Source organism: Nonomuraea gerenzanensis, assembly GCF_020215645.1.
In the GTDB taxonomy this organism is placed as follows: domain Bacteria; phylum Actinomycetota; class Actinomycetes; order Streptosporangiales; family Streptosporangiaceae; genus Nonomuraea; species Nonomuraea gerenzanensis.
The window spans coordinates 8,018,334-8,043,457 of record NZ_CP084058.1 but is presented as its reverse complement, the minus strand read 5'-3'; the positions used below and the strand labels follow the sequence as shown (position 1 = coordinate 8,043,457).

General features: G+C 72.6%; 22 protein-coding genes. 7 read left to right on the top strand and 15 right to left on the bottom strand.

What is annotated here, in order from left to right:
- Window position 1: 1 nt before the first annotated feature.
- Window positions 2-454, bottom strand: a complete 453-nt coding sequence (locus tag LCN96_RS37195) for a DUF4352 domain-containing protein (protein ID WP_225267106.1) — start codon at window positions 452-454, stop codon at window positions 2-4.
- A gap of 29 nt (window positions 455-483) precedes the next feature.
- Between LCN96_RS37195 and LCN96_RS37190 the strand changes: the two genes are divergently transcribed.
- From LCN96_RS37190 to LCN96_RS37180, 3 genes are all read left to right on the top strand, one after another.
- Complete coding sequence (locus LCN96_RS37190; protein ID WP_225267105.1) at window positions 484-636, top strand: hypothetical protein; 153 nt, start codon at window positions 484-486, stop codon at window positions 634-636.
- Between the two features lie 457 nt (window positions 637-1,093).
- A complete protein-coding gene (locus LCN96_RS37185) occupies window positions 1,094-1,840 on the top strand; it encodes an SDR family NAD(P)-dependent oxidoreductase (protein WP_225267104.1) in 747 nt (248 codons plus the stop codon).
- Window positions 1,841-1,923: 83 nt separating this feature from the next.
- Window positions 1,924-2,796 carry a hypothetical protein gene (locus LCN96_RS37180; RefSeq protein WP_225267103.1) on the top strand — a complete coding sequence of 291 codons (873 nt, stop codon included), beginning with the start codon at window positions 1,924-1,926 and terminating at the stop codon, window positions 2,794-2,796.
- An 8-nt stretch (window positions 2,797-2,804) separates the two neighbouring features.
- Here LCN96_RS37180 and LCN96_RS37175 read toward each other — a convergent pair whose 3' ends face one another.
- The 5 genes from LCN96_RS37175 to LCN96_RS37155 form a co-directional block, all read right to left on the bottom strand.
- The gene (locus LCN96_RS37175; RefSeq protein WP_225267102.1) at window positions 2,805-3,590 is read right to left on the bottom strand and encodes a DUF4352 domain-containing protein; all 786 of its coding nucleotides are present in this window, start codon (window positions 3,588-3,590) and stop codon (window positions 2,805-2,807) included.
- Between the two features lie 97 nt (window positions 3,591-3,687).
- Window positions 3,688-5,502, bottom strand: a complete 1,815-nt coding sequence (locus tag LCN96_RS37170; protein ID WP_225267101.1) for a glycoside hydrolase family 15 protein — start codon at window positions 5,500-5,502, stop codon at window positions 3,688-3,690.
- 42 nt (window positions 5,503-5,544) lie between these two features.
- Entirely contained in the window at window positions 5,545-8,790 is a 3,246-nt protein-coding gene (locus LCN96_RS37165; RefSeq protein WP_225267100.1) for an ATP-binding protein, read from the bottom strand.
- Window positions 8,790-10,073, bottom strand: a complete 1,284-nt coding sequence (locus tag LCN96_RS37160; RefSeq protein WP_225267099.1) for an oxygenase MpaB family protein — start codon at window positions 10,071-10,073, stop codon at window positions 8,790-8,792. Before LCN96_RS37160 ends, LCN96_RS37165 begins: the two co-directional genes overlap by 1 nt.
- Window positions 10,074-10,096: 23 nt before the next feature.
- The gene (locus LCN96_RS37155; protein WP_225267098.1) at window positions 10,097-10,807 is read right to left on the bottom strand and encodes a Crp/Fnr family transcriptional regulator; all 711 of its coding nucleotides are present in this window, start codon (window positions 10,805-10,807) and stop codon (window positions 10,097-10,099) included.
- 179 nt (window positions 10,808-10,986) lie between these two features.
- Between LCN96_RS37155 and LCN96_RS37150 the strand changes: the two genes are divergently transcribed.
- The gene (locus tag LCN96_RS37150) at window positions 10,987-11,559 is read left to right on the top strand and encodes an RNA polymerase sigma factor (RefSeq protein WP_225267097.1); all 573 of its coding nucleotides are present in this window, start codon (window positions 10,987-10,989) and stop codon (window positions 11,557-11,559) included.
- A gap of 3 nt (window positions 11,560-11,562) precedes the next feature.
- Here LCN96_RS37150 and LCN96_RS37145 read toward each other — a convergent pair whose 3' ends face one another.
- The 6 genes from LCN96_RS37145 to LCN96_RS37120 all read right to left on the bottom strand — a co-directional run bounded on the left by LCN96_RS37145 (window position 11,563) and on the right by LCN96_RS37120 (window position 18,502).
- On the bottom strand, window positions 11,563-12,807 hold the full coding sequence (locus LCN96_RS37145; protein ID WP_225267096.1) for a hypothetical protein: 1,245 nt from the start codon (window positions 12,805-12,807) through the stop codon (window positions 11,563-11,565).
- Between the two features lie 188 nt (window positions 12,808-12,995).
- Window positions 12,996-13,415: a hypothetical protein gene (locus LCN96_RS37140; protein WP_225267095.1), complete on the bottom strand. Its 420-nt coding sequence runs from the start codon at window positions 13,413-13,415 to the stop codon at window positions 12,996-12,998.
- 102 nt (window positions 13,416-13,517) lie between these two features.
- Entirely contained in the window at window positions 13,518-15,488 is a 1,971-nt protein-coding gene (locus LCN96_RS37135) for a beta-galactosidase (protein WP_225267094.1), read from the bottom strand.
- Between the two features lie 11 nt (window positions 15,489-15,499).
- On the bottom strand, window positions 15,500-16,333 hold the full coding sequence (locus LCN96_RS37130; RefSeq protein WP_225267093.1) for a carbohydrate ABC transporter permease: 834 nt from the start codon (window positions 16,331-16,333) through the stop codon (window positions 15,500-15,502).
- Complete coding sequence (locus LCN96_RS37125) at window positions 16,330-17,265, bottom strand: carbohydrate ABC transporter permease (protein WP_225267092.1); 936 nt, start codon at window positions 17,263-17,265, stop codon at window positions 16,330-16,332. The genes LCN96_RS37130 and LCN96_RS37125 overlap by 4 nt, the downstream gene beginning before the upstream one ends.
- A 25-nt stretch (window positions 17,266-17,290) precedes the next feature.
- A complete protein-coding gene (locus tag LCN96_RS37120) occupies window positions 17,291-18,502 on the bottom strand; it encodes an ABC transporter substrate-binding protein (RefSeq protein WP_225267091.1) in 1,212 nt (403 codons plus the stop codon).
- Between the two features lie 144 nt (window positions 18,503-18,646).
- On the opposite strand from LCN96_RS37120, the gene LCN96_RS37115 reads away from it, so the two are divergent.
- Together LCN96_RS37115 and LCN96_RS37110 are read left to right on the top strand one after the other, a co-directional pair.
- The gene (locus LCN96_RS37115; protein ID WP_225267090.1) at window positions 18,647-19,837 is read left to right on the top strand and encodes an ROK family protein; all 1,191 of its coding nucleotides are present in this window, start codon (window positions 18,647-18,649) and stop codon (window positions 19,835-19,837) included.
- A gap of 96 nt (window positions 19,838-19,933) precedes the next feature.
- Window positions 19,934-22,072 (top strand): discoidin domain-containing protein, encoded by a 2,139-nt coding sequence (locus LCN96_RS37110; protein ID WP_225267089.1) that lies wholly within the window; start codon window positions 19,934-19,936, stop codon window positions 22,070-22,072.
- Here the strand turns inward: LCN96_RS37110 and LCN96_RS37105 are convergent.
- Window positions 22,059-23,174, bottom strand: coding sequence for an alpha-hydroxy acid oxidase (locus LCN96_RS37105; protein ID WP_225267088.1), 1,116 nt, complete (start codon window positions 23,172-23,174; stop codon window positions 22,059-22,061). The two genes, LCN96_RS37110 and LCN96_RS37105, sit on opposite strands and share 14 nt — an antisense overlap.
- Window positions 23,175-23,507: 333 nt before the next feature.
- Between LCN96_RS37105 and LCN96_RS37100 the strand changes: the two genes are divergently transcribed.
- Window positions 23,508-24,113 carry an HD domain-containing protein gene (locus LCN96_RS37100; RefSeq protein ID WP_225267087.1) on the top strand — a complete coding sequence of 202 codons (606 nt, stop codon included), beginning with the start codon at window positions 23,508-23,510 and terminating at the stop codon, window positions 24,111-24,113.
- On the opposite strand, the gene LCN96_RS37095 is transcribed toward LCN96_RS37100, so the two are convergent.
- The gene (locus LCN96_RS37095; protein ID WP_225267086.1) at window positions 24,110-24,382 is read right to left on the bottom strand and encodes a DUF4031 domain-containing protein; all 273 of its coding nucleotides are present in this window, start codon (window positions 24,380-24,382) and stop codon (window positions 24,110-24,112) included. The two genes, LCN96_RS37100 and LCN96_RS37095, sit on opposite strands and share 4 nt — an antisense overlap.
- Window positions 24,379-25,110 (bottom strand): HAD family hydrolase, encoded by a 732-nt coding sequence (locus tag LCN96_RS37090; RefSeq protein ID WP_225267085.1) that lies wholly within the window; start codon window positions 25,108-25,110, stop codon window positions 24,379-24,381. The genes LCN96_RS37095 and LCN96_RS37090 overlap by 4 nt, the downstream gene beginning before the upstream one ends.
- Between the last annotated feature and the right edge of the window lie 14 nt (window positions 25,111-25,124).

Below are 25,124 nucleotides of genomic sequence, written 5' to 3'. Positions count from 1 at the left end.
GTCAGGACAGCGTCCACTCGCCCTTCTGGCTGGCGATCCCGTAGTTCAGGCCGAACTGGAACGTGGTCAGCCGCACCGCCTCCGGCACCTCGAACACGATCACGCCCTTGCGCGAGTCGCCCGCGTTGACCGTCACGGTGCCGCCGAAGCTCTGGCCCTCGGTGACGTTGGAGAGCGAGAAGCGGTACTGCCGGCCCTCGGCGTCGATCAGCCAGGCGCCGGTCGTGGGGGCGTCGGTGTAGACGGCCTGGCCCGCGTTGGTGAGGGTGATCTCGACGGCGGCGAGCTTGTTGCCGGACTGCGGCTTCAGGAAGTCGGAGGCGGGGGTGGCGGGGTTGATAACGCGGTTCAGGGTGACGCTCACCTTCAGGGCGGGGTCGGTGCCCTGGAGGGTGAGCGCGCCGCCCACGCGGGCGGTCTGTCCCTGCGCGGGCCGGGTTCGCCGCGCCGCCACCGGCCGGAGGCTGACCGGCGGCGGGTGCGGTGGCGGGTGCGGTGGCGGGTGCGGTGGCGGGCGCGGTGGCGGCGGGTGCGGTGGCGGGCGCGGTGGCGGCGGGTGCGGTGGCGGCGGGTGCGGTGGCGGCGGGTGCGGTGGCGGCGGGCTGGCTCGCGGCGGGCGGGCTGGTGACGGGCTGACCATGGGCGGGCGCGCTGACAGGAGGCTGCCCCACCGCGTCACCCGCCGCCGGTGGCTCGCTTGGAAGCGGCGCCTGGGTGATGACCATGGTCGCCCCCTCAGAGCCGGTGAGCACCGCGGGCCGCCCGGTGTCCGTCAGCACCAGCACCACGGCGGCGCACGCCCCCAGGAGCAGCAGCGGGACGCCGACCGCGAGCAGCACGACGAGGGGCCGGTTGTCGAGAGGCTCCGGCACGGGTTCCTGCTCGGACGGAGGTCCAGGGGGCCGCATGCCGTACGGCGGCTGCTGGTACGGAGGCGGTGGTCCGTACGGGCCGGACGGCAGGGGCGGATATCCCATGGCGCGACTCCTGATAGGGAACGGGATTAGTGAGACGTCCGGCATCCGCCTCCGGTTGTCCTTGATCGCGAACCCCGGCTGCCGCCATGCCAGGCCGATCCCCTAATGTGCCGTGAATGAGCGGACGTGCAGTTCTTGTCACCGGAGCATCGCGAGGCATCGGACGGGCGGTCGCGGCGGCGTTCGCCGCGCAAGGAGACAGGGTGGCGATTCACCACCGCGACTCCGCCGAGGAGGCCGACGGGCTGCTCCGCGAGCTGCCCGGCGGGGGGCACGCCGTGGTGCGCGCCGACCTGGCCGACCCCGAGGCCGTCAGGGCCATGGTGGACGCGGCGGCGCGGGAGCTGGGCGGCGCGATCGACGTGCTGGTCAACAACGCGGGCAGGTACTTCCACCACCCCGTCACCGACCTGTCGTACCAGGAGTGGCAGGACGCCTGGCGGCGCACGCTGGAGGTGAACCTGCTGGGCGCGGCCAACGCGATCTGGTGCGCGCTGCCGTACATGCCGCCCGGCGCCCGGATCGTCAACGTCTCCTCGCGCGGCGCCTTCCGCGGCGAGCCCGACGCGCCCGCCTACGGCGCCAGCAAGGCGGGGCTCAACGCGATGAGCCAGTCGCTGGCCGTGGCCCTGGCCCCGCGCGGCATCGCGGTGGCCGCCGTGGCCCCCGGCTTCGTCGAGACGGACATGACCAACGAGCACCTCAAGGCGCCGCGCGGCGACGCCATCCGCGCCCAGAGCCCGTTCGGCAGGGTGGCGCGGCCCGAGGAGATCGCCGCGGCCGTCCTCTACCTGGCCTCGCCGGACGCCGAGTGGGCCAGCGGCGCCGTACTCGACCTCAACGGAGCCTCCTACCTGCGCTGACAAGCAAGCCCGTGATCTTAACGAGAGCGGGAGCTATGGTGAACTCTCAGGGCACTTCGGAAACTCGCTCAGAGGGGGACGGCGTGGCCAAGGGCTGCCTGTACGCGCTGTTATCGGTCGCGTTCTCCGCGACCGTCCTGATGACCTGCCTGGCCATGTACCTGGTCGCCGGGCCCGTCGGCGCCGTGTTCTCCGTGCTGGTCGGGCTGGTCGGGCTGAGCGGGTTCGTCGTCGCCCAGGACTCGGTGCGCCGCCGGTCGCTGGCCGCCGAGGAGGCCAGGCGGCTGGCCCAGGAGCGCGACCACGTCAGGCGCACGGTCGACTTCGTCGCCGACCCCGGCCTGACCGAGGAGGAGCGCCTGGCGGTCATCGACTCGTTCATCCCGAGGCTGGGCGTCTCCCGCGCCCCGTACCGCGACCGGGTGGTCCTCGTCCCCGAGCTGTCACCGCCCGCCCGCGCCCTGCTGGAACGCGCCAGGCGGGCCGTGATGCGCGTCTACACCTCCCAGGTCATGCGCCGCCGCCTGCTGGACGGGCTGGCCAACGAGGTGCTGCTGCCCCGGCAGATCTGGGAGATCGCGATGTTGCTGCGCGTCCAGACGCACCTGCACGAGGAGCAGGACCGCGCCGTGCGCGGCGTCGCCGTGACCCCCGAGCTGAAGGCCGTGCTGGAGCCGCAGCAGGAGGCGCTGCGCCGCTCCGTGGCGGCCGTGACGGCCAGGGTGGAGCAGCTGGAGCGGTACGCGCGCCGCGTCCAGGAGGCCGACGCCGCCCTGCGGGCCCGCGAGGCGCTGGACAACAACGACAAGTACCGGGCCCTGCTGGCGCACACCGACGACGCCGAGGGCATGCGTGACCTGGAGATCCAGGGCGCTGCCGTGGAGGAGACGCTGGCCAGCAGCGTGCGGGTGGCCATCGAGGCGGGCCGGACGCTGAGCCTGGACCGTACGAGCTGAGGAGCCGGTCAGCTCAGCTTCCACTCGCCGCTCTGCTCGGCGTAACCGCTGTTCAGCGTGAACTGCAGGGCGACCATCTCGGCGCCGTCCGGCACCTCGAACACGATCAGCCCCTTGCGGCTGTCGCTCGGGTCGATCGAGGTCGCCCAGTGGAACTGCTGGCCCTGCTCGACGTAGGCGGTCGAGAACGGGTACTGCTGCCGCTCCGAGTCGATCACCACGGCGCCGTTCATGGGGGCGTCCTTGTAGCCGACGCGGCCCTTGTTCGTCAGCGTGAGCTGGACCGCCATGAACCGGTTGCCCGGCTTCGGCTGGATGCTGTCCTGCGTGGGCTGGGCCTCGCTGTAGACCTCGTCGAGCGTCACGGCCACCTTCGAGCCGGCCTCCATGCCCTTCAGGGTGATCGTCCCGCCGGGCTCGCTGGTGAGCGGGTCGCCGTCGTCGCCCCCGGGCGCGGCCTCCTCGGCGGGCGCGTCGGACGGCACGCCGGCCGGCTCGTCGGGCGCCGCGGCGCCCGGTTCCGAGGCCGCGCGCGGGTCGGCGGGGGCGGCGGAGGCCGAGGTGATCGACTCGCGGACCGGGGCGATGAGCAGGAACCAGGCCGTCGCGCTGCCGCCGATCAGCAGCAGCGGCACGCCGATGGCCAGGGCCAGGACGAGGGCCAGGTGGCGGCGCGGCGGCGCGGGCGGGGCCGGCGGCCCGTACCCGTACGGCGGGCCCGCGGCCTGGTCGGGGCCGGACAGGTACGGCGGGTACTCCTGCTGCCTGCGGTGCGGTTCGGATGGATATCCCATGGCGCGGCTCCACTGGAGGGAGAAGGACCGTCCAAGGATGCGCCCGCCTACCTGCCCGGCATGGGCGTGATGCCGGTTAGGTCTGAGGTTGAACCCTTTATCCGCCCCGGCTGGCCCAGTCGTGCAGCTCATCCGTCGTCCCGGACGCGTCCAGGTTGAGCGCCGCCTCGATCAGAGCCAGATGCGTGAACGCCTGCGGATAGTTGCCCAGCATGCTGCCGTCGTCCGGCGCCATCTCCTCGGCGAACAGCCCCAGCGGCTCCGCCCGCGCGCACAGCGTCTCGAACCGGTCACGGGCCTCCGCCGTCCGCCCCGCCAGCACCAGCGCCGACACCATCTCGAACGAGCACAGCAGGAACGCCCCCTCCGGCCCGTCCACCCCGTCGCCCGTGCTCTCGGGGTCGTAGCGGTGCAGCAGCGCCCCGCCCTCGCCCAGCCGCGACTGCACGTGGTCGAGCGTGCCCAGCACCCGCGGGTCCCGCCCGTCGAGGAAGCCGACCAGCGGCACGCGCAGCAGCGACGCGTCCGCGCCCGTCGAGCCGTACGTCTGCGTGAACGCGCCGGCCTCCGCGGAGTAGCCGTGCCGCAGCAGGTCCTCGCGCACCGCCTCCCGCTCGGCCCGCCACTCCTCCAGCGGCAGCCCCTCCTCGCCGGTCAGCTCCGCCAGCCGCACCGCCCGGTCGAAGCACACCCAGGCGTACAGCTTGGAGTACGTCCACGCGCGCGGCGCCCCGCGCACCTCCCAGATCCCGGCGTCGGGCTCGCGCCACTGCTTGCGCGCCAGCCGGACCAGCCGCCACAACCGGGACGTGTCGTGCCCGTTCAGCTCGCCGGTGACCTCGTGGTAGGCCAGCGCCGCGTCCAGGATGTGGCCGTAGGTGTCGAGCTGGTGCTGGCTGGAGGCGTCGTTGCCGATCCGTACGGGCCGGGAGCAGGCGTACCCCGCCAGGTGGCCGAGCACGCTCTCACCGGTGACCGGCATCCCGTCGACGGCCGCCATCGGCGGGATCCGCTCCGTGTCGCCCCCGCACTGCCGCAGCAGGCACTCCAGATAGCCGGCGGCCTCCTCGCGGTGGCCCAGCCGCAGCAGCGCCAGCACGGTCAGGGCGGCGTCGCGGTGCCACACGTAGCGGTAGTCCCAGTTGCGCGGCCCGCCCGGCCACTCCGGCAGGGACGTCGTGGGCGCCGCGAGCAGCCCGCCGCCCTCGTCGTACAGCAGCCCGCGCAGCACGATCGCGCTGTGCCGCACCTCCTTGGCGCCGATGCCCGCGTACCCGCAGCGGGCCGACCACGACCGCCAGGACCGCACCGTGTCCTCCAGCAGCCGCCCGGGATGGCCGTCGGGGACGGCGCCCGTGTAGCCGAGCGTCAGCGCCAGCGACTCGCCCTCGCGCAGGACGGTGCGGGACTCGGGCTCCGGCGTGCCATGCAGGACCAGGCCGGACTCCTCCTCCGCCAGCACCTCGCCGCGGGCCGTCCAGCGGGCCTCGCGCACCCCGTAGCCGGGCCTGGCCAGCACCCGCGACCTGACGACCGCCCGGCCGCGCTCGCACCTGGCCCACCGCACCAGCAGGTGCACGGGCCGCATGCCGCCGGGCGAGCCCGCGGAGTCGCCGGCGGGCGACAGGGCGAGGAAGTCGTGCACCACCACCGAGCCCTGCGCGCCCTCCCAGCGCGTGCGCAGCACCAGCGTCTCGTCGAGGTAGCCGCGCTCGGCCACCGACGCCTCCTCCACGTGCAGCTCCCACGCCCCGCCACGCCCCCGGTCGAGGATCCTGGCGAACACGCTGGGGCCGTCGAAGCGCGGCACGCACATCCACTCCACCGCGCCGTCGGCGGCGACGAGCGCCGCCGTGTGGCAGTCGGACAGGAACGCGTACGAACCGATGGGCGGGTAGCCGCTCAATCTCACTCGAACGGGCTGCCCTGCCCCTGACCTGCTTAAACGGCCCGGCTAAGCGGTGGCGCGCCGTTCGAGCAGCAGCGCGCCCCGCCCGGCCAGCAGCGAGCGGCACCACTCGCGCAGGTCCGCCGGCTTGGGCCCGCCGAGGTCGCCGCCGTCCAGCAGGTCCGCCCAGTCGAGCAGGGACTCGGCGAGCATGAGCGGCACCCCCTGCCGCTCGTGCACCTCGGCCGCGGCCTCGAAGTGCTCGGCCGCCCGCCGCGGATCGCCCGTCGCCACGCACAGGTGCGCCAGGTAGTGGTGCCCGCAGTGGTGGGCCACCGCGCCGTGCCCGAACGTCTCCCCGCCGGCGGCCAGCGAGTCGTACAGCCGCCCGGCCAGCTCCGAGCGCCCCAGCCGGGCGGCGGCCACGGCCAGGTTGTCGAGCGCGGACCGGTGCGCCATGTTGCGGGGCGGCGCCGCGCCGCCGTAGCCGAGGATGCGGTCGAGCAGCGGCGCCGCCTCCTCGTCATCCAGCTCGCACAGGTAGCGCAGCACCGCGTGCACGGGGTCCACGCGCGGGCGCTGCGCGGCGCGGCGCAGCCGGTCGCGCAGCTCCCACAGCCGCCCCTGCAACCGCCTGATCTCCCTGATCTGCTCGGAGTAGATCGCCATGGCCTCCAGGCGGCGGCCGATCTCCGAGCCCAGCCGCAACGCCGACTCGGCCTCGGCCTCGGCCTGCACCAGGTCGCCCTGCATGAGCGTCAGGCCGGCCGTGGAGTAGCCGATCAGCCAGGTGAGGTGCGGCTGCCCGAGCCGGCGCGCCAGCTCGTCGGCCTGCCCGAGCAGCTTGGCCACCCTGGTGGTGTCGCCGAGGTCGAGCACCGGGGGAGTGCGCTGCATGTAGGCGTGGAACAGCGCCAGGTCGTCACCCGTGCGGCGGGCCGCCTCCAGCATCTCGTCGCCGTCGCGGTGGCGCTGGTGCAGCGGGTCGGCCGGGATGATGGTCAGGCTGCGCATGCCCAGCACGCTCGCCAGCGTGCGCGGATCGCCGGACTTGCGGGCCAGCGCCACCGCCTCGTCGCTCAGCGCGAAGCGGCGCTCGCCGTCGGGCGCCCAGATGAGCTCAGAGGCGAGCTGGGCGGCCAGCAGCGCCCTGGTGCTGACGTCGGTGGAGTCGACCACCTTGCGGGCCTCGGTCAGCAGCGCGATGCGTTCCCTGTCGGGCGCGGCCGAGATGGCCGAGCCGCGGTCGCCGCCGAGCGCCGCGGTGACGAGCAGGTCGTTCCGCTCGCACTCTCTGGCCAGGTCGGCGGCGTCCAGCAGGGTGCGCCTGGCCTCCGGATGCCCGGCCAGCCACATCGCCCTGCCGCACTCGACCAGCAGCTCGGCGCGCCGCTCCAGCGTGGTTTCGGGAAAGTCGTGCAGCAGGTCGAGCACCCGCTGGTACCAGGTGACCGCCTCGCGGTGCGCCAGCCCGGCCAGCGCGTGCTGGGCGGCCTGCACGGCCGCGTCGGCCGCCGCGCGCACCCTGGCCGGGTCGCGGCCCTGCTCGGCGGCGGCCACCAGATGCGCGGCCACCACGTACGGCCGCGCCCGCATCGCCGCCGGGTCCGTCTCGCACAGCGCGTCGGCCACCCGCCCGTGCAGCAGCGCGGCCCGGGGCGGCGAGAGCGTGGCGTACAGCGCGTCCCGCGTCAGCTCGTGCGAGAAGTGGCAGGAGCCGTTGTCGAGCATGGTCACCAGGCCCGTGCCCATCGCCTCCTCGACCGCGGCCACGAACCTGGCCTCGTCCAGGCCCAGCCCCCGGCGCAGCTCCGCCGAGGTCATCCGCTCGCCGACGGCCAGCAGGGTGACCAGGTCCCTGGCGTCGGGGTGCAGCTGCGACAGGCGGGCCGTCACCATGCGGGTGACCGAGTCGGGCACGGCCAGCGCGTCGAGCTCCTTGCCCGCCGCCAGCTCCCTGATCACCTCGCTGACCAGGAACGCGTTGCCGCCCGTGATCCGGTGCAGCCGCTCGGGATCGCTGCTCGCGCGGGCCTGCGTCAGCGCCGAGGAGACCTCGTCCAGCCCGAACGAGGGCACCGGGAAGACCCGGGCACCGGCGGTGAGCTTGTGCAGCTCGGGTAGCGTCTGCGGCGGGGCGGACTCGACCGGCACCGGCCGCGACATGGCCAGCACGAGCAGCGGCAGCGCGTCGGCGTCCCACATCAGGGCGCTGAGCATCTGCAGCGACTCCAGCGTGGCCCACTGAAGGTCGTCGATGATCAGCAGCACGGGCCGCACGGTGGCCAGCCGCTCGATCAGCGTGCGGGCCGCGGCCATCAGGTGGTAGCGCTCGGAGACGGGCTCGGTGGCCGGCGGCACCTGCAGCGACAGCGGCGGCGCGGCCAGCGACGGCGCCAGCCGGACGAGCTGGCCGCACCGCTGGTCCACCCCCGCCCGCAGCAGCAGCGCGGGCGAGGTGCGGGCCAGCCGCTCCACGGCGCCGGCGATCGGCTCGTAGGCCTTGCGCGCCGGATCCGTGCACCGCCCCGCCAGCACCGTGAACTGCCGCTTGAGCGCCCGCCTGGCCACCTCGGAGGCCAGCCGCGTCTTGCCCACCCCCGGCTCGCCCTCCAGGATCACCAGCCCGCTGCCGAACTCGGCCGCCGCCAGCTCCCCGTCGAGCACCCGCAGCTCCTCCTCGCGGCCGACGAAGGGCAGCGCCCCCGCGTCGTCCAGCCACGGCGCCAGCCCGCCGCCGAGGTGGTGGTCGGCGCTCTGCCAGTGCAGCTCGTAGGTGTGCAGCGGCTCGCGCAGCCCCTTGCCGGGCAGCCGGCCGAGGTCCTTGAACTCGTGCCTGCTGCGCCCCTGCGCCAGCCGCCTGACCAGGTCGGTGCAGAGCACCTGCCCGCCCTCGGCCACCGCGACCAGGCGCGCCGCCTCCACCGTGGGCAGCCCGCTCACGTCGTCGTGCCCCCAGCACACGTCGCCGGCGGCCAGCGCGGCCCTGATGGAGATCTTCTCCAGGGCGCGTTCGTTCTCGTCGGCCACCGCCTGCTGCACCGCGATGATCGCGTCCAGGCCGGCCGTCGCGGAGTCGAACACGGCCATCAGCCCGTCGCCCAGGCTCTTGGTGAAACTCGAGCCGCTGGCCGTCACCACCGAGCGCAGCAGCTCGTACAGGCGGCGGAAGACCACGTTGGCCCGCTCCTCGCCGAGCCTGATCCGCAGCGCGGTCGAGCTGACCACGTCGGTGAACAGGATGGTCGCCGTGGTGAGCGTGCCCGGCTCACGCCGGTGCTCCTCACGTCTGGGCTCATACGCGGCAGTCACTAGCGCGGGCCTTTCCGCCCCTGCGCGGGCGCTCGTAGCGTCGTGCGGACGGTACGGCGGATCGCGCGCGTCCTGACCGCTGGGGCCGACTGCTTGATCCGCCAGGCGCGGGCCAGCTCGTCGGGGATCCTGAACGCCGCCTGCCCGTCGGAGTGGCGGTCGATCAGCGCGACCACGACGTGCCGCCCGGCCTTCCGTACCAGCCAGCGAACCACACCGCGCACGGGCCCGGCCAGCCGGTTTCGCTCATGGGCGGAACGCGCCGCCGCGAACAGCGCCGTGAACCACCAGGCGGGCGCGGGCACGCCGAGCAGGTCCGGCACCCGGTGCGCGCCGTGCTCGGCGTGCCGGAAGATCCAGTGCACCAGGCTGCGCGGCATCTTGCGCCAGCCCAGCGGCATGTAGGCCTCCATCTCGCGCAGCAGCACGGCCATCAGGCGGCGGCCCTCGTCGCTGGGCTCCAGCATGCGGCCCAGGCGGGCGCTGACCGGCGGCACGTCCTCGAGCGTGAGGGGGCCGTCGCTGCACACCTCGATGCCCATGAGGTGGCCGAAGACGCTCCAGGTGTAGAGGTTGGCGGTGCGCTCCTCGTCGCTCAGCACCACGCCCATCGTCTCCATCGCCTCCCACGTCACCACGGAGAAGTCGAAGAGCGTGGCCAGCAGCAGCTCCTGGTTGACCGGCGGGCCGTACCGCTCGGTGTCCCAGTCGTCGGCGTACTTCTCGGCGACCAGGGCCCGCACGAAGGAGTGCAGGATGCGCAGCCCGATCGCCGTGGTGTGCCCGGGGCGGCCCGGCTGCAGGCTGTCGGTGGCCTTCAGGCCCATCACGTCCACCAGCATCTGCCCAGTCTCAGCCACCCGGCGGGTCATGCTGTGCGTGGCCAGGTTGGAGACGCCGGCCAGCACCTTGGCGCTGGACACCTCCACGTACGCCATCGGCAGGCAGGCGAAGAACAGCGCGGCCGACTGGTAGAGCCCGTGGTCGGCGAACACGGCCTGCCCCCTGGCCAGCAGCTCCCTGTCGTCACCCCACTCCGGCAGCTCCCTGACGAAGTCGATCGCCTCGAAGATCTCGGCGGCGGGCGGCTCGCCGGAGGGCGCCCTGGCCTCCCGCTTGGCCGCCGCCAGCTCCGCGACCACGGCCTTGACCAGCTCCAGCGCGCCCTTCCCCGTGGGCTGCGCCTGGAGGTACTCGGCCACCACCTTGTCGACGTCCGGGTCGGCCTGCTGCCTGAGCTGCCGGAACCGCTCCTCGGGCCAGCGCTCGTCGTGATCGTTCATCTACCCCGTACTCCCCAGTTCGGTCAGAGGCCGCCCCTCTTCCGCAGGGCGGCGACATCCAGCAGCGTGATCGTCCGCCCTTGGACGGCGATGAGGTTCCTCGACACCAGCGACTGCAACGCCCGGTTGACCGCCGGTCGCGACGCGCCGATCAGCGCGGCGAGGTCGGACTGGGTCAGCCCGGGCAGGTCCACCACGCCGTCGGAGCGGCCGTGCCGGTCGGCCAGTTGCAGCAGCAGCTTGGCCAGGCGTCCCCCCAGGTCGAGGAAGGCCAGGTCGGCGGCCTGGCCGGTGAGCCTGCGCACCATGCGGCCGAGCAGGCGCAGGAACTCGTCGGCCAGCCCCGGGTGCTCCCGCATCAGCTCCAGCAGCCGCGCCCTGGGCAGCGCGAACACCCAGGCGGCCCGCACCGTCACGATGGAGGCCGAGCGCGGCGAGCCGTCCAGCAGCGCCATCTCGCCGAACGTGTCGCCCCGCCTGAGCATGTTCAGCACGATCTCGTCGCCGTGCTCGGTCGTGAAGACCACCTTCACCAGCCCGTCGAGCAGCACGTACAGCGACTCTCCCGGGTCCCCCTGATGGAAGATGATCTGCCCCGACCGGTAGCGGCGCGCCACCCCCGCCCGCGCCGTGCTCTGGATGCCGCTCTCCCCGAGCACCTGGAACAACGGGATCTCCGCCAGCACGGCTGCGACCGGCTCGACGTCGTGGGGAAGCCCGCTGCGCGCGTTCATGCAAGAACTCTAGGCCGCATTCCGCGGGCCGACAGCATGTGGTAACCGATCTCTCGAATGTGACGAGGACCACACTCGTACTGTCTCCTTCGGAACAGTCTTTTCGGATCACCCGTCGCACCGTGAGGTAGCCGGCCGGAATTGGCCCCCCGAGAAACCGGACCGGCGGGGAGATCGCCATGCACGCACAGACCATCGAACGACTCGACACCGGCGCCCTGGTGAGCGCCGCCCAGGAAGGTGACGCCTGGGCGTGGGAGCAGCTCGTCGAGGAGTTCAGCCCCATGCTGAAGGCCCGCATCCGGCGCTTCAGGCTCAGCCACGAGGACGCCCAGGACGTGCTCCAGACGACGTGGATGCTCGCCTGGCAGAACCTGGGCAGCGTCGAGGACGGCCAGCGCATGCCCGGCTGGCTGGCCACCATCGCCTTCCGCGAGTGCCTCAAGCTCACCAAGCGCACGAAGGAGATCTGCACCCCGGACCTCGACTCGCTGGGCAGCACGGACGACGTGGACAGGGAGCTGGCCAGGATCTGGCTGGCCGGCACGCTCGAAGAGCTGGTCGAGGAGCTGCCGGCAGCGCAGAGGGTGCTGTTCAGAGCGCTCACGGAAACCTCCGAGCCCCACTACGTGGACGTGGCGCGCAGGCTGGGCAGGCCGGTCGGGAGCATCGGGCCCACCCGAGCCCGCTGTTTCGCGAGGCTGCGCGGGCTCCTGCAGGCCCGCGAGATCACTCGCGACTTCCTGGACTAGTCGCTAGCGGTCGTCAAGGGGGATCGCCTCCAGGAACGGCTCGAAGTCGAAGTGCGCCATCTCGTACGCGTCCGGATCGGTCTCCATCGGGAAGGCGTAGACCTTCCTGCCGCGTAGCGCGGGCATGCCGCCGATGGCCTCGGGCACCAGCCCGCGCGCCATCTCCTCGGCCATCCCGTCGGCGATCTTCTGCTCGAACGGCACCCGGTAGAGCGCGTCCACGGTCTGGTAGACCCGGAAGTAGCTGACGATGAAGCGCATGCGGTCGGGGTAGGACACCCAGTCGGTCACCCCGGCCGTGGACGCCTCCTGGTCCTCGGTGATGAACTCCTCGGCGAGCTTGCGTACCCGCTCGTTCTGGATCGGCGCCCACACCTCGGCCAGGTCGACGCCCGCCGGGGCGGTCAGCGGCCTGCCCACCTTGACGTCGCTGAGCGGCGTGGCGACGGCGAACATCCGGCGGGTGTAGAGCGAGGACCACAGGTCCTCCAGCTTGCGGGTCAGCCAGGGCTGGTCCGCGTGCGGCGCCGCGTACAGCTTGAAGCGGGGGAAGGGCCTGCGGGTCACCAGCGAGCGCAGCGACCGCCACGACACCCGGGTCAGCCAGCGCACCGGCCGGTAGAGCACCAGCTCCAGCGCCGCCTGCGCGCGGGCCTGCTCGTAGGCCGACAGCGCGATGTTGGCGCCCAGCATCAGCTCCGCCCGCTCCGCCTGGTCCTCGGTCCCGGCCGCCTCCACCATGAGCTGCGCCGCGTCCTTGAGGTAGCGCGGGTCGGCCGGCGACAGCAGGTCCGTCAGGAACTCCGGCGGCGTCGGCGTCAGGTCGGACTCGGGGCTGACCTTGAGGAAGCGGTCGGGCTCGTCGTTCCACAGGTTGACCGCGAGGCTGGCCGTCTCCAGGAAGATGGCGCGGTTGGCCAGCGCCAGGCCGAGCTGGTAGCTGGGCCCGAGCAGGGTGAGCAGCGCGGCCCTGAACAGCCGTTTGAAGCGCTGCGGCACGCGCAGGCGGCGGCCGAAGTCCTCGATGAACGGCGAGTTCGGGCCGAGGTCGAGGCTCTCGCCGACCGCCTTGGAGGTCCAGGTGGCGTAGCAGTACCAGTTGTTGGCGGCCCGGCCCAGGCGCACCGCGAGGTCCCCGGCCACGCGGTGGTAGCTGTAGGCGATGACCATGGCCTCGAGCGCCGCGCTCCGGTCCTTGTAGGCCGCGATGCGCAGCACGTCATCCGCGGTCATCGGAGTGTCGGACATGGAGTCTCCCGTTTGCTGGTCCCGTCGCCTATCCGGAGGGCTCAAGGAGATAGAGCGCGCCCCGTCGGCGTCAGATACAGTCCGGCGGCCCTCGTCTCCCCGGTGGGCCGCGGCCAGGAGCCTAGGAGGCCTCGCTTGCGGCATGCTTGCAGGATGATCACCGCCCCCGGCGATCCGGGGGCGGGTTGTCACTCCTTGACCGTCACCTTGCTGATCACCACGAATCCGCCGAGCGCCCCCGCGGTGCCCGCGGCCGTCGTCGTGGTGAGGTTGATCACCAGGTCATAGATACCGGGGGACAGCTGGCCGCGCATGGGGATCGAGGCCGTATATCGGCCGGAGCCGGGGGTGAAGGTCAGCTCCACGGGTGGCGAGGGATGCCTGGTCTCGCCACCGCCCACCAGGTCCGCGATCACTTCCAACTGCCAGCGCCCCGCCAGCCAGTCGATGAGCTCGCCGGTGACCTCCCAGCTCACGTCCACCGTCCAACCCTCGTCGCGGTGGACCACGTAGGTAGGCTGCGCACCGGGATCGACAACCTGGCCGTGAAGCAGGCCGGCCAGCTGCTCGGCCGGCACCTTCATGACCTGGAACTCTCCTGATGCCATGGCGATCTCCTCTCGGCGGGCGGGTCCCCGTGCGAAGGAGCAGAGCGACGACACCGGTGGCGAAATACCCGTCCTTTCTATCGATGCATATCCCGTTTTCGTCTAGACAAGTCGGCCGTTGATCCGGACGAGATCGCCGGGCCCGACGGCGCCGGTGCGCACCCCGTTCAGCCGCACGCCGCCCTCCACGGCGCAGTCGAGATAGCCGTTGAGCCCTCTGATCACGAGGTCGCCGACCTGGCCGCCGGCCAGCCGCAGCACCGCGCCGCCGCCCTGCGCGGCGACCACCTCGACGGTCCCGTACGGGGTGCGAAGGCCGATCGGCCCCTCGTTGCCCGACTGCACGAGCACGACGAGGTAGTGCACATCCCGGTCCGGATGGCTGCGCAGGAACGCGTCCGCCTCGCCGTACAGGACGAGGCTCTCCTCGGCGGCAGGCGGGGGAGCGGACGGCGTGATCAGCGCGCAGGGCGCCAGCCGCTCGTCCAGCGCGGGCACGGGCCCGTCCACCAGCACCAGCCCGCCCGCCCGCGCGTAGGCGGCCAGCAGCTCCTGCACGCGCCGGTGCATGAACGGCCCGCCGGGCACCGTGACCGACCGGTACGCGGCCAGCTCCTCCGGCCGCACGCTCTCCAGGTCCACCAGCCCGTAGTCCAGCCCCCGCGCCCGCATGCGCTCGTGGAAGGCCAGCAGCGCCCGCCCGCATCCCGGCCCGTCCGGTCCGGACAGGGCGGCGATCCCTGCGTAGGGCAGGTACAGGCCGAACGCGTCCCGCCGCGCCGGCTCGCACTCCAGGAATTCCGCGCCGTGCACGGCGAAGAAGCCCGCCAGCGCCCGCACCAGCGGCGCCTTGGCGGTGGCGGCCCCGCGCGCGTCGATGGGCGGGCAGTCCGGGTAGGGCCCGGCGCCGGCGGCGTCCAGCTCGGGGGCCCAGCCCGAGGTGGCCACCCCGGTGTAGACGTTGAAGCCGGTCGCGCCCGCCGCCAGCGCCAGCAGCGACTGGTGGAAGCTGGTCGCGCCGTCGATGTAGGCGGGGTCGTAGAGCTCGGAGAAGCCCCAGTTCTCCTCCAGGTTCGGGCCGGGGGCGCGCTTGGCGGCGATGACGTACCGGGCGTGCGCGTCGCGGTCGGCCGACACCACGCCCATCCAGTTGGTGAAGCCGTAGGAGATCTCGCCCCACAGCTCCGGCCTCACCCTGGCCAGCCAGTCGTCCAGCTCGGGCACCGTGGGCGGGTTGAGGTTCACCAGGACCGGCAGGTCGGAGCCGACGGCCTGGGTCCAGACGCGGTACACCTCGGCCAGGTACTCGGCGTGGCAGCGACCCCAGTCGGCCTGGGCGAGCGGGCCGGCGGCGGCCGTCGGGGGGTCGATCCGGTCCCATGCGCCGTGGGAGGTGCCGTGCACGGCGTCGTAGGCCTGCGGCGTGCCGTACCAGGCCCGCAGCCGGTCGCGGTAGAACGCCAGCCCGGAGGCGCTGTAGTCGTAGGCCGTCAGCGGCAGCGCGCCGCTGGTGTAGACGCCCTCGTTGGCGATCTGCAGCGCGATCACCGCCTCGGCGCCGTCCAGCACCTCCTTGCCCACCGCCGAAAGCCACTCGCCCGCCCTGGCCAGGAACGCGGGGGCCAAGGGCGCGGGCAGCGGCCGGCCCCCGGGCGTGGCGGCGTCCGCCCAGCGGGAGGGCGCGCCGGAGGCGTCGAGCAGCGCCTCGAAGGCGGGGTCGGCGTCGGGGCACACCCAGTCGGGCAGCCCGCCGTAGTTGACCTCGGCGTGGATGAACGGGCCGGGCTTGGCGACCACCCGCAGCCCCAGCTCGTGGCAGAGGGCCAGGAAACCGATGACGTCCCTGGACGGATGGGTCAGGCCGGTGAAGTCGGGCGCCGTGCCCGCCTCCGGCTGGTGGTGCCGCCAGGGCAGGTAGCAGGTGATCACCTCGATCCCGAGCCCGTCCCGTACGGCACGCAGCCGGTCGGCCCACACGGCCGGGTCGTCGCGGTAGTACGGATAGTCGGCGGTGACGAGCACCCGCGGCACGCCGTCGACGACGGCGACCCCGTCGCGGACCTCGATGACCACAGTGATCTCTCCTAACCTTTGAGACCGGTGAAGGCGATGCCCTGCAGGATGCGGCGCTGGAAGACCAGCAGCACCGCGATCACGGGCAGGACGGCGAGCGTGGCGCCCGCCATGATGTAGTACGCGCGCCCGCCGTCCGGGCTGGCGACGAGCTGCTGCAGGGCCAGCGGCAGCGTGTAGAGCTCGGGGTCGTTGGTGACCAGCAGCGGCCACACCAGGTCGTTCCAGTGGAACAGGAAGCTGGTGATGGTCACGACCGCCAGCACGGGCTTCGACAGCGGCAGCACGATCCGCCAGAAGATCTGCATCCGGCCCGCGCCGTCGATCAGCGCGGCCTCCTCCAGCTCGCCGGGCAGCGACAGGAAGAACTGGCGCAGCAGGAAGATGTCGAGCACCGAGGCGATGTTCGGCACGATCAGCCCCCAGCCGGAGTCGAACATGCCCAGCGACTGGGTGACGTGGATGCGCGGCACCAGCAGCGTGATCGCGGGCACCATCATGCCGCCCAGCATGATCACGAACAGCTTGTCGCGGCCGGGGAACGGGATGCGCGCGAACGCGTAGGCGGCCAGCGCGTCGATGAGCAGCTTGGCCGGCACCAGGATCGCGCACACCCAGACGCTGTTGACGAAGGCGTTCCCCAGCCCGCCGACGTCGAGCACGTAGGCGTAGTTGTCCAGGGTGGCCGCCCACTCGCCGGTCTTCTTGTCCAGCGGCAGCAGGTTCGGCGTCTTGGTGTAGATGTCGGGCCCGTGCTTGAACGAGGTGGCCAGCATCCACAGGAACGGCACCACCGACACGGCGGCCAGCAGCACCAGCGTGACATACATGGAGAGCCTTCTCACGCGGCCTCCTGCCTGACGAACCGGAACTGCAGCGCGGTGACGATCATGATGAAGACCAGCAGGATGAACGACATCGCGCAGGCCGCGCCCATGGCGTCGTAGCGGAAGGCGAACAGGTACAGGTGCAGCACGTACGTCAGCCCCGACTGCTCGGGGCCGCCGGTGACGCTGCGCCCGTTCCCCGAGAAGATCACGTACACCAGGCCGAACACCTGCAGCGCCGCGATGACGCCCGTAACGAGCAGGTAGAACGTGGTCGGCCGCAACATCGGGAAGGTCACCCGCCAGAACCGCTGCCACGGCCCGGCCCCGTCGATGACCGCCGCCTCCTGGATCGAGCCGGGGATGCCCTTCAGCCCCGCCAGATAGATGATCATCGAGATGCCGCACTGCCAGGCGGCGATGAACGCCAGCGCCGGGATGACCAGCTCGGGGGTGTTCAGCCAGTTCTGCCCCGGGATGCCGACCAGCCCGAGCAGCGTGTTGATCAGGCCGTACTGCGGGTCGTAGAGCCAGCGCCAGATCGCGCCCACCGCCGCCTCCGCCGTGACCACCGGCAGGAACAGCAGCAGCCTGAACAGGTTCGCGCCGCGCCTGACCGCGTTCAGCAGCAGCGCCTGCGCCAGCGCGGCGACCAGCGTCAGCGGCACGGCGATGAGCGTGTACTGCAGGGTGACGCTCACCGACTTCCAGAAGTGCGGGTACTTCACGTCGTCGAACAGCAGGTCGGCGTAGTTGGCCAGGCCCACCCAGCTCGCCTCGGTGCGCAGGTTCCAGTCGGTGAAGCTGTAGTAGAGCGCGGACAGGGCCGGGTACAGCAGGAAGATGACGAAGTAGGCCAGCGCCGGGGCGACCAGCAGCCAGCCGATCAGGTGGTCGCGGTGCCGGGCGCCCGGGCGGCGCCTGGCGCGCCTCCCGGGTCCCGTCGTCACCCGTTCCAGTACGGGAGCCGCCACGTCAGCCGTTCCAGCCGAGCAGGGAGCGGGTCTTGCCGGCCGCGTCCGTCAGCGCCTGCTGCGCCGTGGCCTTGCCGGTCAGCGCCGACTCGATGGCCGGAGCGATGATCTCGTCGTTGACCTGGATCCACTGCGGCACCGCGGGCCGCGCGTGCGCGACCTTGAGCTGCTCCAGGAAGGCCGCCTGCTCGGGCCCGCCCGCGGGCACCTGCGCCTTGAGGTGCACGGGGAAGCCGCCGAACGCGTCGGCGACCGCGCCGTTGTTCCGCGCATCGGACAGGAACGCCAGCCACTTCCACGCCAGGTCCTGGTTCTTGCTCGTGGCGAAGACCACGGAGTCCTCGCCGCCGATGTTGCCGGCCGGCTCGGTCTTGTACGGCAGCGGCGCCACGCCGAAGTCCAGGTCGGGGAACTGCTCCTTGATCGTCGGCACGTCCCACGGGCCGGAGATCGTCATGGCCGCCAGGCCGTTCTCGAACGGCTTGTCCGAGTCGGTGATCTTGCGGGGCGACGACTCCTGGAGGTCCACCCAGAGCTGCAGCGCCTCCACCGCCAGCGGCTGGTCGAACAGCACCTTCTTGCCGGCGTCGTCCACCATCTCGCCGCCCGCGCCGTGCACGATGCCGGGGAACATCCAGGCGCCGTACCCGTCGCCCTTGGGCACGTTCATCCCGGCCACGTTCGCGTCGGCGGCGTGCACCCGGGCGGCGACCTGCTTCAGCTCGTCCCAGGTCTTCGGCGGCGTGGGCACCAGCTTCCTGTTGTAGAAGAGGGCGACCGTGGTCTGGTCCTGCGGCAGGCCGTAGAGCTTGCCGCCCGCGCGGTTGGTGTCGAGCGCGCCCTTGTAGTAGTCGGCCTCGTCGATGAGCCCGGCGGGCACCTCCTTGATCGTGCCGTCGAGGGCGTACTTGGAGACCAGCGGCTGGTCGAGTATGCCCGCGTCGGGCGCGCTCTTGCTGGCCACGGCGCTGCCCAGCTTGGTGTTGTAGTCGTCCTTGGGGATCTTGACGATCTTGACCGTGACACCGGGATTGGCCTTCTCGAAGTCCTGGCGAACCCGCTCCATGACCTGGCCCGCCTGCGGGGTTCGGTCCTGGTACATCCAGAACGTCAGCTCCTTGCCCGCGCCCTGGCCGCCGTCGTCGCCACCGCACGCGGCCAGCCCGCTCACGAGGGCCGCCACGACGACGCCTCGCACAAGTCCTCGGCTCATTGCCATCTCCTCATCGGGGGGATGGCCCAGACCATAATCTAAGGTCCGAAGAAAGTCAGGAAACGCTTTGGTAACACCGGTTGGCGGGGTACTTCGGCCCGTGAACTAACATGGCGGCGGACTTCGACAGGGACGGGGACGAGAATGGGCACGTCAGGGCGCAAGACCGTACGAGATCTGCGCCGGGGCAACCGGGCGATGCTGCTGCGCGCGCTCTACTTCGGCGGCCCCGCCAGCCGCAACGAGCTGTCCGCGCAGACCGGGCTGAGCGCCGCCACGGTCAGCACGATGACCGGCGACCTGCTCGCCGACAACGTCATCGTCGAGGCCGGGCAGGTCGACTCCGACGGCGGCAGGCCCCGGGTGCTGCTCAAGGTCAACCCCGCCTACGGCTACGCCGTCGGCGTGGACGTGGGGGAGACCCAGGTCAAGGTGGAGCTGTTCGACCTGGAGATGAACGTGCGGGCCAGGGCCCACTACGCGGTCCGCTCGGCCAAGCACGACCCCGAGCTGGTCGCCCGCCACATCCTGACCGGCGTGGACGCCGTCATCGCCGAGGGCGAGGTGCCGCCGGGGCAGGTGCTCGGCGTGGGCGTGGGCGTCCCCGGCATCGTCGAGCCGGGCCCCGACGGGCTGGTGCGGGCCAAGACGTTCGGCTGGGAGGCGGTGCCGCTCGGCGCGCTGCTGCGGGCCGGCACGACGCTGCCGCTGGTGCTGGACAACGGCGCCAAGACCATGGGGCAGGCCGAGCTGTGGTTCGGCTCGGGCAGGGGTACCCGCGACGCCATCATCCTGCTCGTCGGGTCCGGCGTGGGCGGCACGATCGTGACCGACGGGCGCATCTACCGCGGCGCGGGCATGGCCGCGGGCGAGGTCGGGCACCTGAAGGTGGTCGCCGGCGGGCGGGCGTGCCGGTGCGGGGCGCGCGGCTGCCTGGAGGCCTACCTCGGGGCCGAGGCCATGCTGGAGCGGGCCGGTGTCGAGGCGGACTCGGCCGACGAGGAGGCGGCGCTGGCCAGGCTGCTGGAGGAGGGCTCGCCGGTGATCGGGGAGAGCGTCGAGCTGCTGGGCGCCGGCCTGTCATCGCTGGTGCACCTGTTCAACCCCGAGCGCATCGTGATCGGGGGCTGGGCCGGGCTGATGCTGGGCGGGCGGCTGCTCGGCGGGATCCGCGCGGCCACCGCGGCGAACACGCAGGCCCAGCCGTTCCAGCCGGAGTCGGTGGTGCTCGGGCGGCTCGGCCCCGACGCGGTGGCGCTGGGCGCGGCGACGCTGGTCATCGAGCCGTTCTTCGGCGACGCCGCGTATCCGTCGTCGGTCACCACTATTGCGTAGAAGTTAAATCAAGCATTGACAGAAGTGCGGGCCGCAGGCACGCTCTGCTCGATAGAGCGCTCTCTTCACCACCCCCCGTTCGTGAGGAGCCCAGCAGTGCACCCGCGCCGAAGTCCCGCTCTCCTCGTGGCCGCACTGGCCGCGTTACTCCTGTTCTGCCTGGTCACGGCGCCCGCCGCCCAGGCGCTGGCGTGCGGCACGGCGAACGCCGCGCTCAACCGGCCCGCCACCGCCTCCTCCACCGAGAACGCCGGCACCCCCGCCTCGGCCGCCGTGGACGGCAACGCCGGCACCCGGTGGTCCAGCGCCTTCAGCGACCCGCAGTGGCTGCAGGTGGACCTGGGCTCGTCCCAGGAGATCTGCCAGGTGGTGCTCCAGTGGGAGACCGCCTACGCCACCGCCTTCCGCGTCCAGGTCTCCGGCAACGCCACCACCTGGACCGACGTGTACTCCACCACCACCGCCACGGGCGGCACCCAGACGCTGAACGTCACCGGCACCGGCCGCTACCTGCGCGTGCACGGCACCGCCAGGGCCACCGGCTGGGGCTACTCGCTGTGGGAGCTGGCCGTGCGCACCACCACCACGACCCCGCCCGGCGGCGGCGACCTCGGCCCCAACGTGCACGTCTTCGACCCGTCGATGCCGTCGTCGAGCATCCAGGCCACGCTGGACTCGGTCTTCACCCAGATGGAGTCCAACCAGTTCGGCCTGCAGCGCCACGCCCTGCTGTTCAAGCCCGGCAGCTACAACGTCAACGCCAACGTCGGCTTCTACACCTCGATCATGGGCCTGGGCCGCAACCCCGACGACGTCACCATCAACGGCCAGGTCAGGGTGGACGCCGGCTGGTTCGGCGGCAACGCCACGCAGAACTTCTGGCGCTCGGCCGAGAACCTGTCCATCACCCCGCCCGGCGGCACCAACCAGTGGGCGGTCTCGCAGGCCGCGCCGTTCCGCCGGATGCACGTCAGGGGCAACCTCAACCTCGCCCCCAGCGGGTACGGCTGGGCCAGCGGCGGCTACATCGCCGACAGCAGGATCGACGGCACCGTGCAGCCGTACTCGCAGCAGCAGTGGTTCACCCGCGACAGCAGCATCGGCGGCTGGCTCAACGGCGTGTGGAACATGGTGTTCTCCGGCGTCGAGGGCGCGCCCGCCCAGTCGTTCCCGGAGCCGCCGTACACGACGCTCGCCAACAGCCCCGTGACCAGGGAGAAGCCCTACCTGTACGTGGACGCGGCCGGGGCCTACCAGGTCTTCGTGCCGTCACTGCGGCAGAACACCCGGGGCGCGAGCTGGCCCGGCACCGGCACCTCGATCCCGCTCACCCAGTTCTACGTGGCCAAGCCGTCCGACACGGCCGCCACCATCAACGCCGCCCTCTCCGCCGGCCTGCACCTGCTCTTCACCCCCGGCATCTACCACGTCGGCCAGACCATCGACGTCACCAGGGCGAACACCGTCGTGCTCGGCCTCGGCTACGCCACGATCATCCCCGACAACGGCGTCGTGCCGATGCGCGTCGCCGACGTGGACGGGGTCAGGGTGGCCGGGCTGCTGTTCGACGCGGGCAGCGTGAACTCACCCGTTCTCATGGAGGTCGGCCCGCCCGGCTCGGCGGCCTCGCACGCGGCCAACCCCATCTCCATCCAGGACGTGTTCTTCCGCATCGGCGGCGCCCACGCCGGCAAGGCCACGACCAGCCTGGTCGTCAACAGCGACCACACGCTCATCGACCACATCTGGGCCTGGCGCGGCGACCACGGCGCCGGCATCGGCTGGACGGTCAACACCGCCGACACGGGCCTGATCGTCAACGGCGACGACGTCACCGCCTACGGGCTGTTCGTCGAGCACTACCAGAAGTACCAGGTCATCTGGAACGGGCAGCGCGGCCGGACCATCTTCTTCCAGAACGAGATGCCCTACGACCCGCCCAACCAGGCCGCCTGGATGAACGGCGGCACCCGGGGCTACGCCGCCTACAAGGTCGCCGACTCCGTCACCTCGCACGAGGCGTGGGGGCTGGGGGCGTACTGCTACTTCAACGTCGATCCGAGCGTGGTGGCCGAGCGCGGCTTCGAGGCGCCCGTGAACCCCAACGTGCGCTTCCACTCGCTGCTCACGGTCTCGCTCGGGGGCAACGGCACGATCAACCACGTGATCAACAACACCGGCGGCCCGGCCCAGGGCACGGCCACCATCCCGGTGAAGATCGTCAACTTCCCCTGAGCCGCACCAGGTCCGGGGTGAGCCCTTCGACCCCGCCCCGGACCCCCAGCAGCTGCAACGTCCGTACGAGCTCGGCGTGGAGCAGGTCCAGCACCCGCGCCACGCCCCGCTCACCCCCGGCCATCAGCCCGTACAGGTAGGCGCGGCCGACGAAGCACGCCCTGGCGCCCAGCGCGACCGCGGCGGCCACGTCGGCCCCGCTCCGCACCCCGCCGTCGAGGAACACCTCCGTACGGTCGCCGACCGCCTCCACCACCTCCGGCAGCAGCTCCAGCGGGGTGGCGGCGCGGTCGAGCTGGCGCCCGCCGTGGTTGGACACCACCAGCCCGTCCACTCCCACGGCGGCCAGCTCCTTGGCGTCGTCCACCCGCTGCACGCCCTTGACCAGCAGTTTCCCCTGCCACGCCGACCTGATCCACTCCAGGTCCGCGACCGTCACCGAGGGGTCGAACATCAGATTCGTCAGCCCCGCCATGTCGTCGGGGGCGCCCTCCACGGTGGCGAACCTGAGCGGCTCGCCGGTCAGGAAGTCGAACCACCACGCCGGATGCCGCGCCGCCTCCAGCACGCCGCGCCAGCGCAGCGAGGGCGGGATCGTCAGCCCGTGCCGCACGTCGCGCAGCCGCGCCCCGGCCACCGGCACGTCCACCGTCACCACCAGCACGTCCATGCCCGCGTCCGCGGCCAGGGCGAGCCGCTCCAGGTTGCGGGCGCGCTCGCGGACCACGTACAGCTGGAACCAGTTCCACCCGCCCGGCGCGGCGGCGGCCACGTCCCCTGCCGCCGTGGTGCCCATCGTGGACAGCGTGTACGGCACCGCCGCCCGCTCGGCGGCCCGCGCCACCGCCCGCTCGCCCTCGCGGTGCATCATCCGCGTGAACCCGGTCGGGGCGAGCACCACCGGCATCGCGATCCGCCTGCCCAGGATCTCGACGGACGTGGGCGCCTCGGCGACGTCGCGCAGCACGTGCGGGGCGAACTCCACCCGGTCGAACGCCTCCGTCGCCCTGGCCATCGACCGCTCGCCCTCGGCGGCGCCGTCCACGTAGTCGAACACCATGCGGGGGGCGCGCCTCCTGGCCAGCCGCCTCAGCTCCGCCACGTCGGCCGCCGCCTCGACCCTGGCCTCCCCCGACCAGCGCGGGCGCCCGGGCGCGACCCGGCGCAGCTCCCGCCACCGGGGCAGGCGCCGTGGCTCCTTGTCCGCATTCGACCCGATGCCGAGGACCCTAACACCATGAGGCCCGCGTACGGTGGGATCGTGATCGCCGACCACCCACCGACACCCGCGCCCGACGACGCGCCTGCCTACGGCGATGCGTCCGCGCAGGGCGATGCCTCCGCGCAGGGCGATGCGTCCGCGCGCGGCGATGCGCCTGCACGAGGTGACGCGCATGCGCACGGCGGCGCGCCAGCGAGGGGCGGCGCGGAGCTCGTGCGTGGCTGGATCGCGCTGGCGGGGGACGCGCCCGCCGCGCTCGCGCTCGGGGCCGAGCTGATCGCGCGCTGGGCGGAGCCGCACCGCCGCTACCACACCCGCGCCCACCTGACCGCCGTCCTGACCGCCGTCGACGACCTCGCCCCCGAGGCCGCCGACCTGGCGCCGGTACGCCTGGCAGCCTGGTTCCACGACGCGATCTACGACGGCCGCCCAGGCTGGGACGAGGAACGCAGCGCCCAGCTGGCCCAGGCCCGCCTCCCCCGCTGCGGCGTCCCGCCCGGCAGGGTGGCGGAGACGGCCAGACTGGTCCGCCTCACCGCCGCCCACGACACGCAAACCCCCGGCGACCGCAACGGCGCCGTCCTGTGCGACGCCGACCTGGCCGTCCTGGCAGGCCCCGGCTACGACGACTACGCCCGCGCGATCCGCCAGGAGTACGCCCACGTCCCCGACGCCGCGTTCGCCGAGGGCCGCTCGGCGGTGCTGCGCCGCCTGCTCGCCACCACCGCCCTCTACCGCACCCCGCGCGCCCGCGCCCTGTGGGAGGAGCGAGCCAGGACCAACATGACGGCGGAGCTGACCACCCTGCAGCAGCGCTAACGGGGCAGATGGCGCTTGCGGCGCCGCAGCCCCGCCGCGACCAGCCGCCGCAGCAGCTCACGGGAGCTGACCGCCTGCGCCCCCAGGGCCACCGCCCGCGCGTGCACGGTCTCGGGCACGTCGTAGTGATCCCGGTCGAACGCCCGCTCGGGCACCCCCAGCAGCTCCGCGAACTCGTGCAGCTCATCCAGGGAGCTGTCGCTGACGAGATGCGACCACATGAGGCCGCGCGGCCCCGGCCAGTCGGGCGGATCGATGAGAACGGTCACGACGTCAAGGGTAGAACCCTCCCGCGCACCTCGATCTCCCCCAACTCCGGCACAACCCCGCGATCGCCACCGTTTCCGGCGTTCACCGCGATCACCAGGCCGAACCCGCCCTTGCCTCCCGCCTCGATCCCCGGCAGCGCGGACACCACCACCGCGACCTTGGCCGCCGGCAGATCCAGCCGCCGGGCCGCCTCCAGGAAGAGCCCGGGGTCGGGGGTGCCGGGCAGGTTCAGCAGCGCGGCGTCGTTGCCGTCGACCATCAGGTCGAACAGGTGCATCACCCCCGCCGAGCCCACCAGCTTGCGTCCGTGCAGGCTGGCGGAGACGGCGGCCGTCCGGGCGCCGCGGTGCCGCAGCTCGTGCAGCAGCGCCACCGCGGCGGGGAAGGCGGCCACGCCGTACTTGTCCACCTGCTCCATGAACAGGCGGTCCTTGGCCAGGCCCAGCCCGTGCACGGTGGGCGCGCCCGGCTCGTCGTCGGGCGATCCCTCGGGCACGGTGATGCCGCGCGCGGCCAGGAACGTGCGGATGCCGTCGAGGCGCGGGCGACCGTCCACGTGGCGCAGATAGTCGTCGCGGATGTCGAACGGCGCCGAGCGGCCGCGCAGGAACGCGTCGAAGACGTGTTTCCAGGCGGCCGCGTGCCCCCGAGCGGTGTCAGTGACCACGCCGTCGGTGTCGAACACGACGGCGCTGATCGCGGTCAGGTCGATGACAGGCTCGTTCACACAGCGAACGTAAC

Bases quoted from the DNA above. Each gene is read 5' to 3' on its own strand.
- LCN96_RS37160 (WP_225267099.1), bottom strand. From the start codon at position 10,073: ATGAACGATCACGACGAGCGCTGGCCCGAGGAGCGGTTCCGGCAGCTC.
- LCN96_RS37185 (WP_225267104.1), top strand. From the start codon at position 1,094: ATGAGCGGACGTGCAGTTCTTGTCACCGGAGCATCGCGAGGCATCGGA.
- LCN96_RS37140 (WP_225267095.1), bottom strand. From the start codon at position 13,415: ATGGCATCAGGAGAGTTCCAGGTCATGAAGGTGCCGGCCGAGCAGCTG.
- LCN96_RS37175 (WP_225267102.1), bottom strand. From the start codon at position 3,590: ATGGGATATCCATCCGAACCGCACCGCAGGCAGCAGGAGTACCCGCCG.
- LCN96_RS37155 (WP_225267098.1), bottom strand. From the start codon at position 10,807: ATGAACGCGCGCAGCGGGCTTCCCCACGACGTCGAGCCGGTCGCAGCC.
- LCN96_RS37120 (WP_225267091.1), bottom strand. From the start codon at position 18,502: ATGAGCCGAGGACTTGTGCGAGGCGTCGTCGTGGCGGCCCTCGTGAGC.
- LCN96_RS37115 (WP_225267090.1), top strand. From the start codon at position 18,647: ATGGGCACGTCAGGGCGCAAGACCGTACGAGATCTGCGCCGGGGCAAC.
- LCN96_RS37145 (WP_225267096.1), bottom strand. From the start codon at position 12,807: ATGTCCGACACTCCGATGACCGCGGATGACGTGCTGCGCATCGCGGCC.
- LCN96_RS37150 (WP_225267097.1), top strand. From the start codon at position 10,987: ATGCACGCACAGACCATCGAACGACTCGACACCGGCGCCCTGGTGAGC.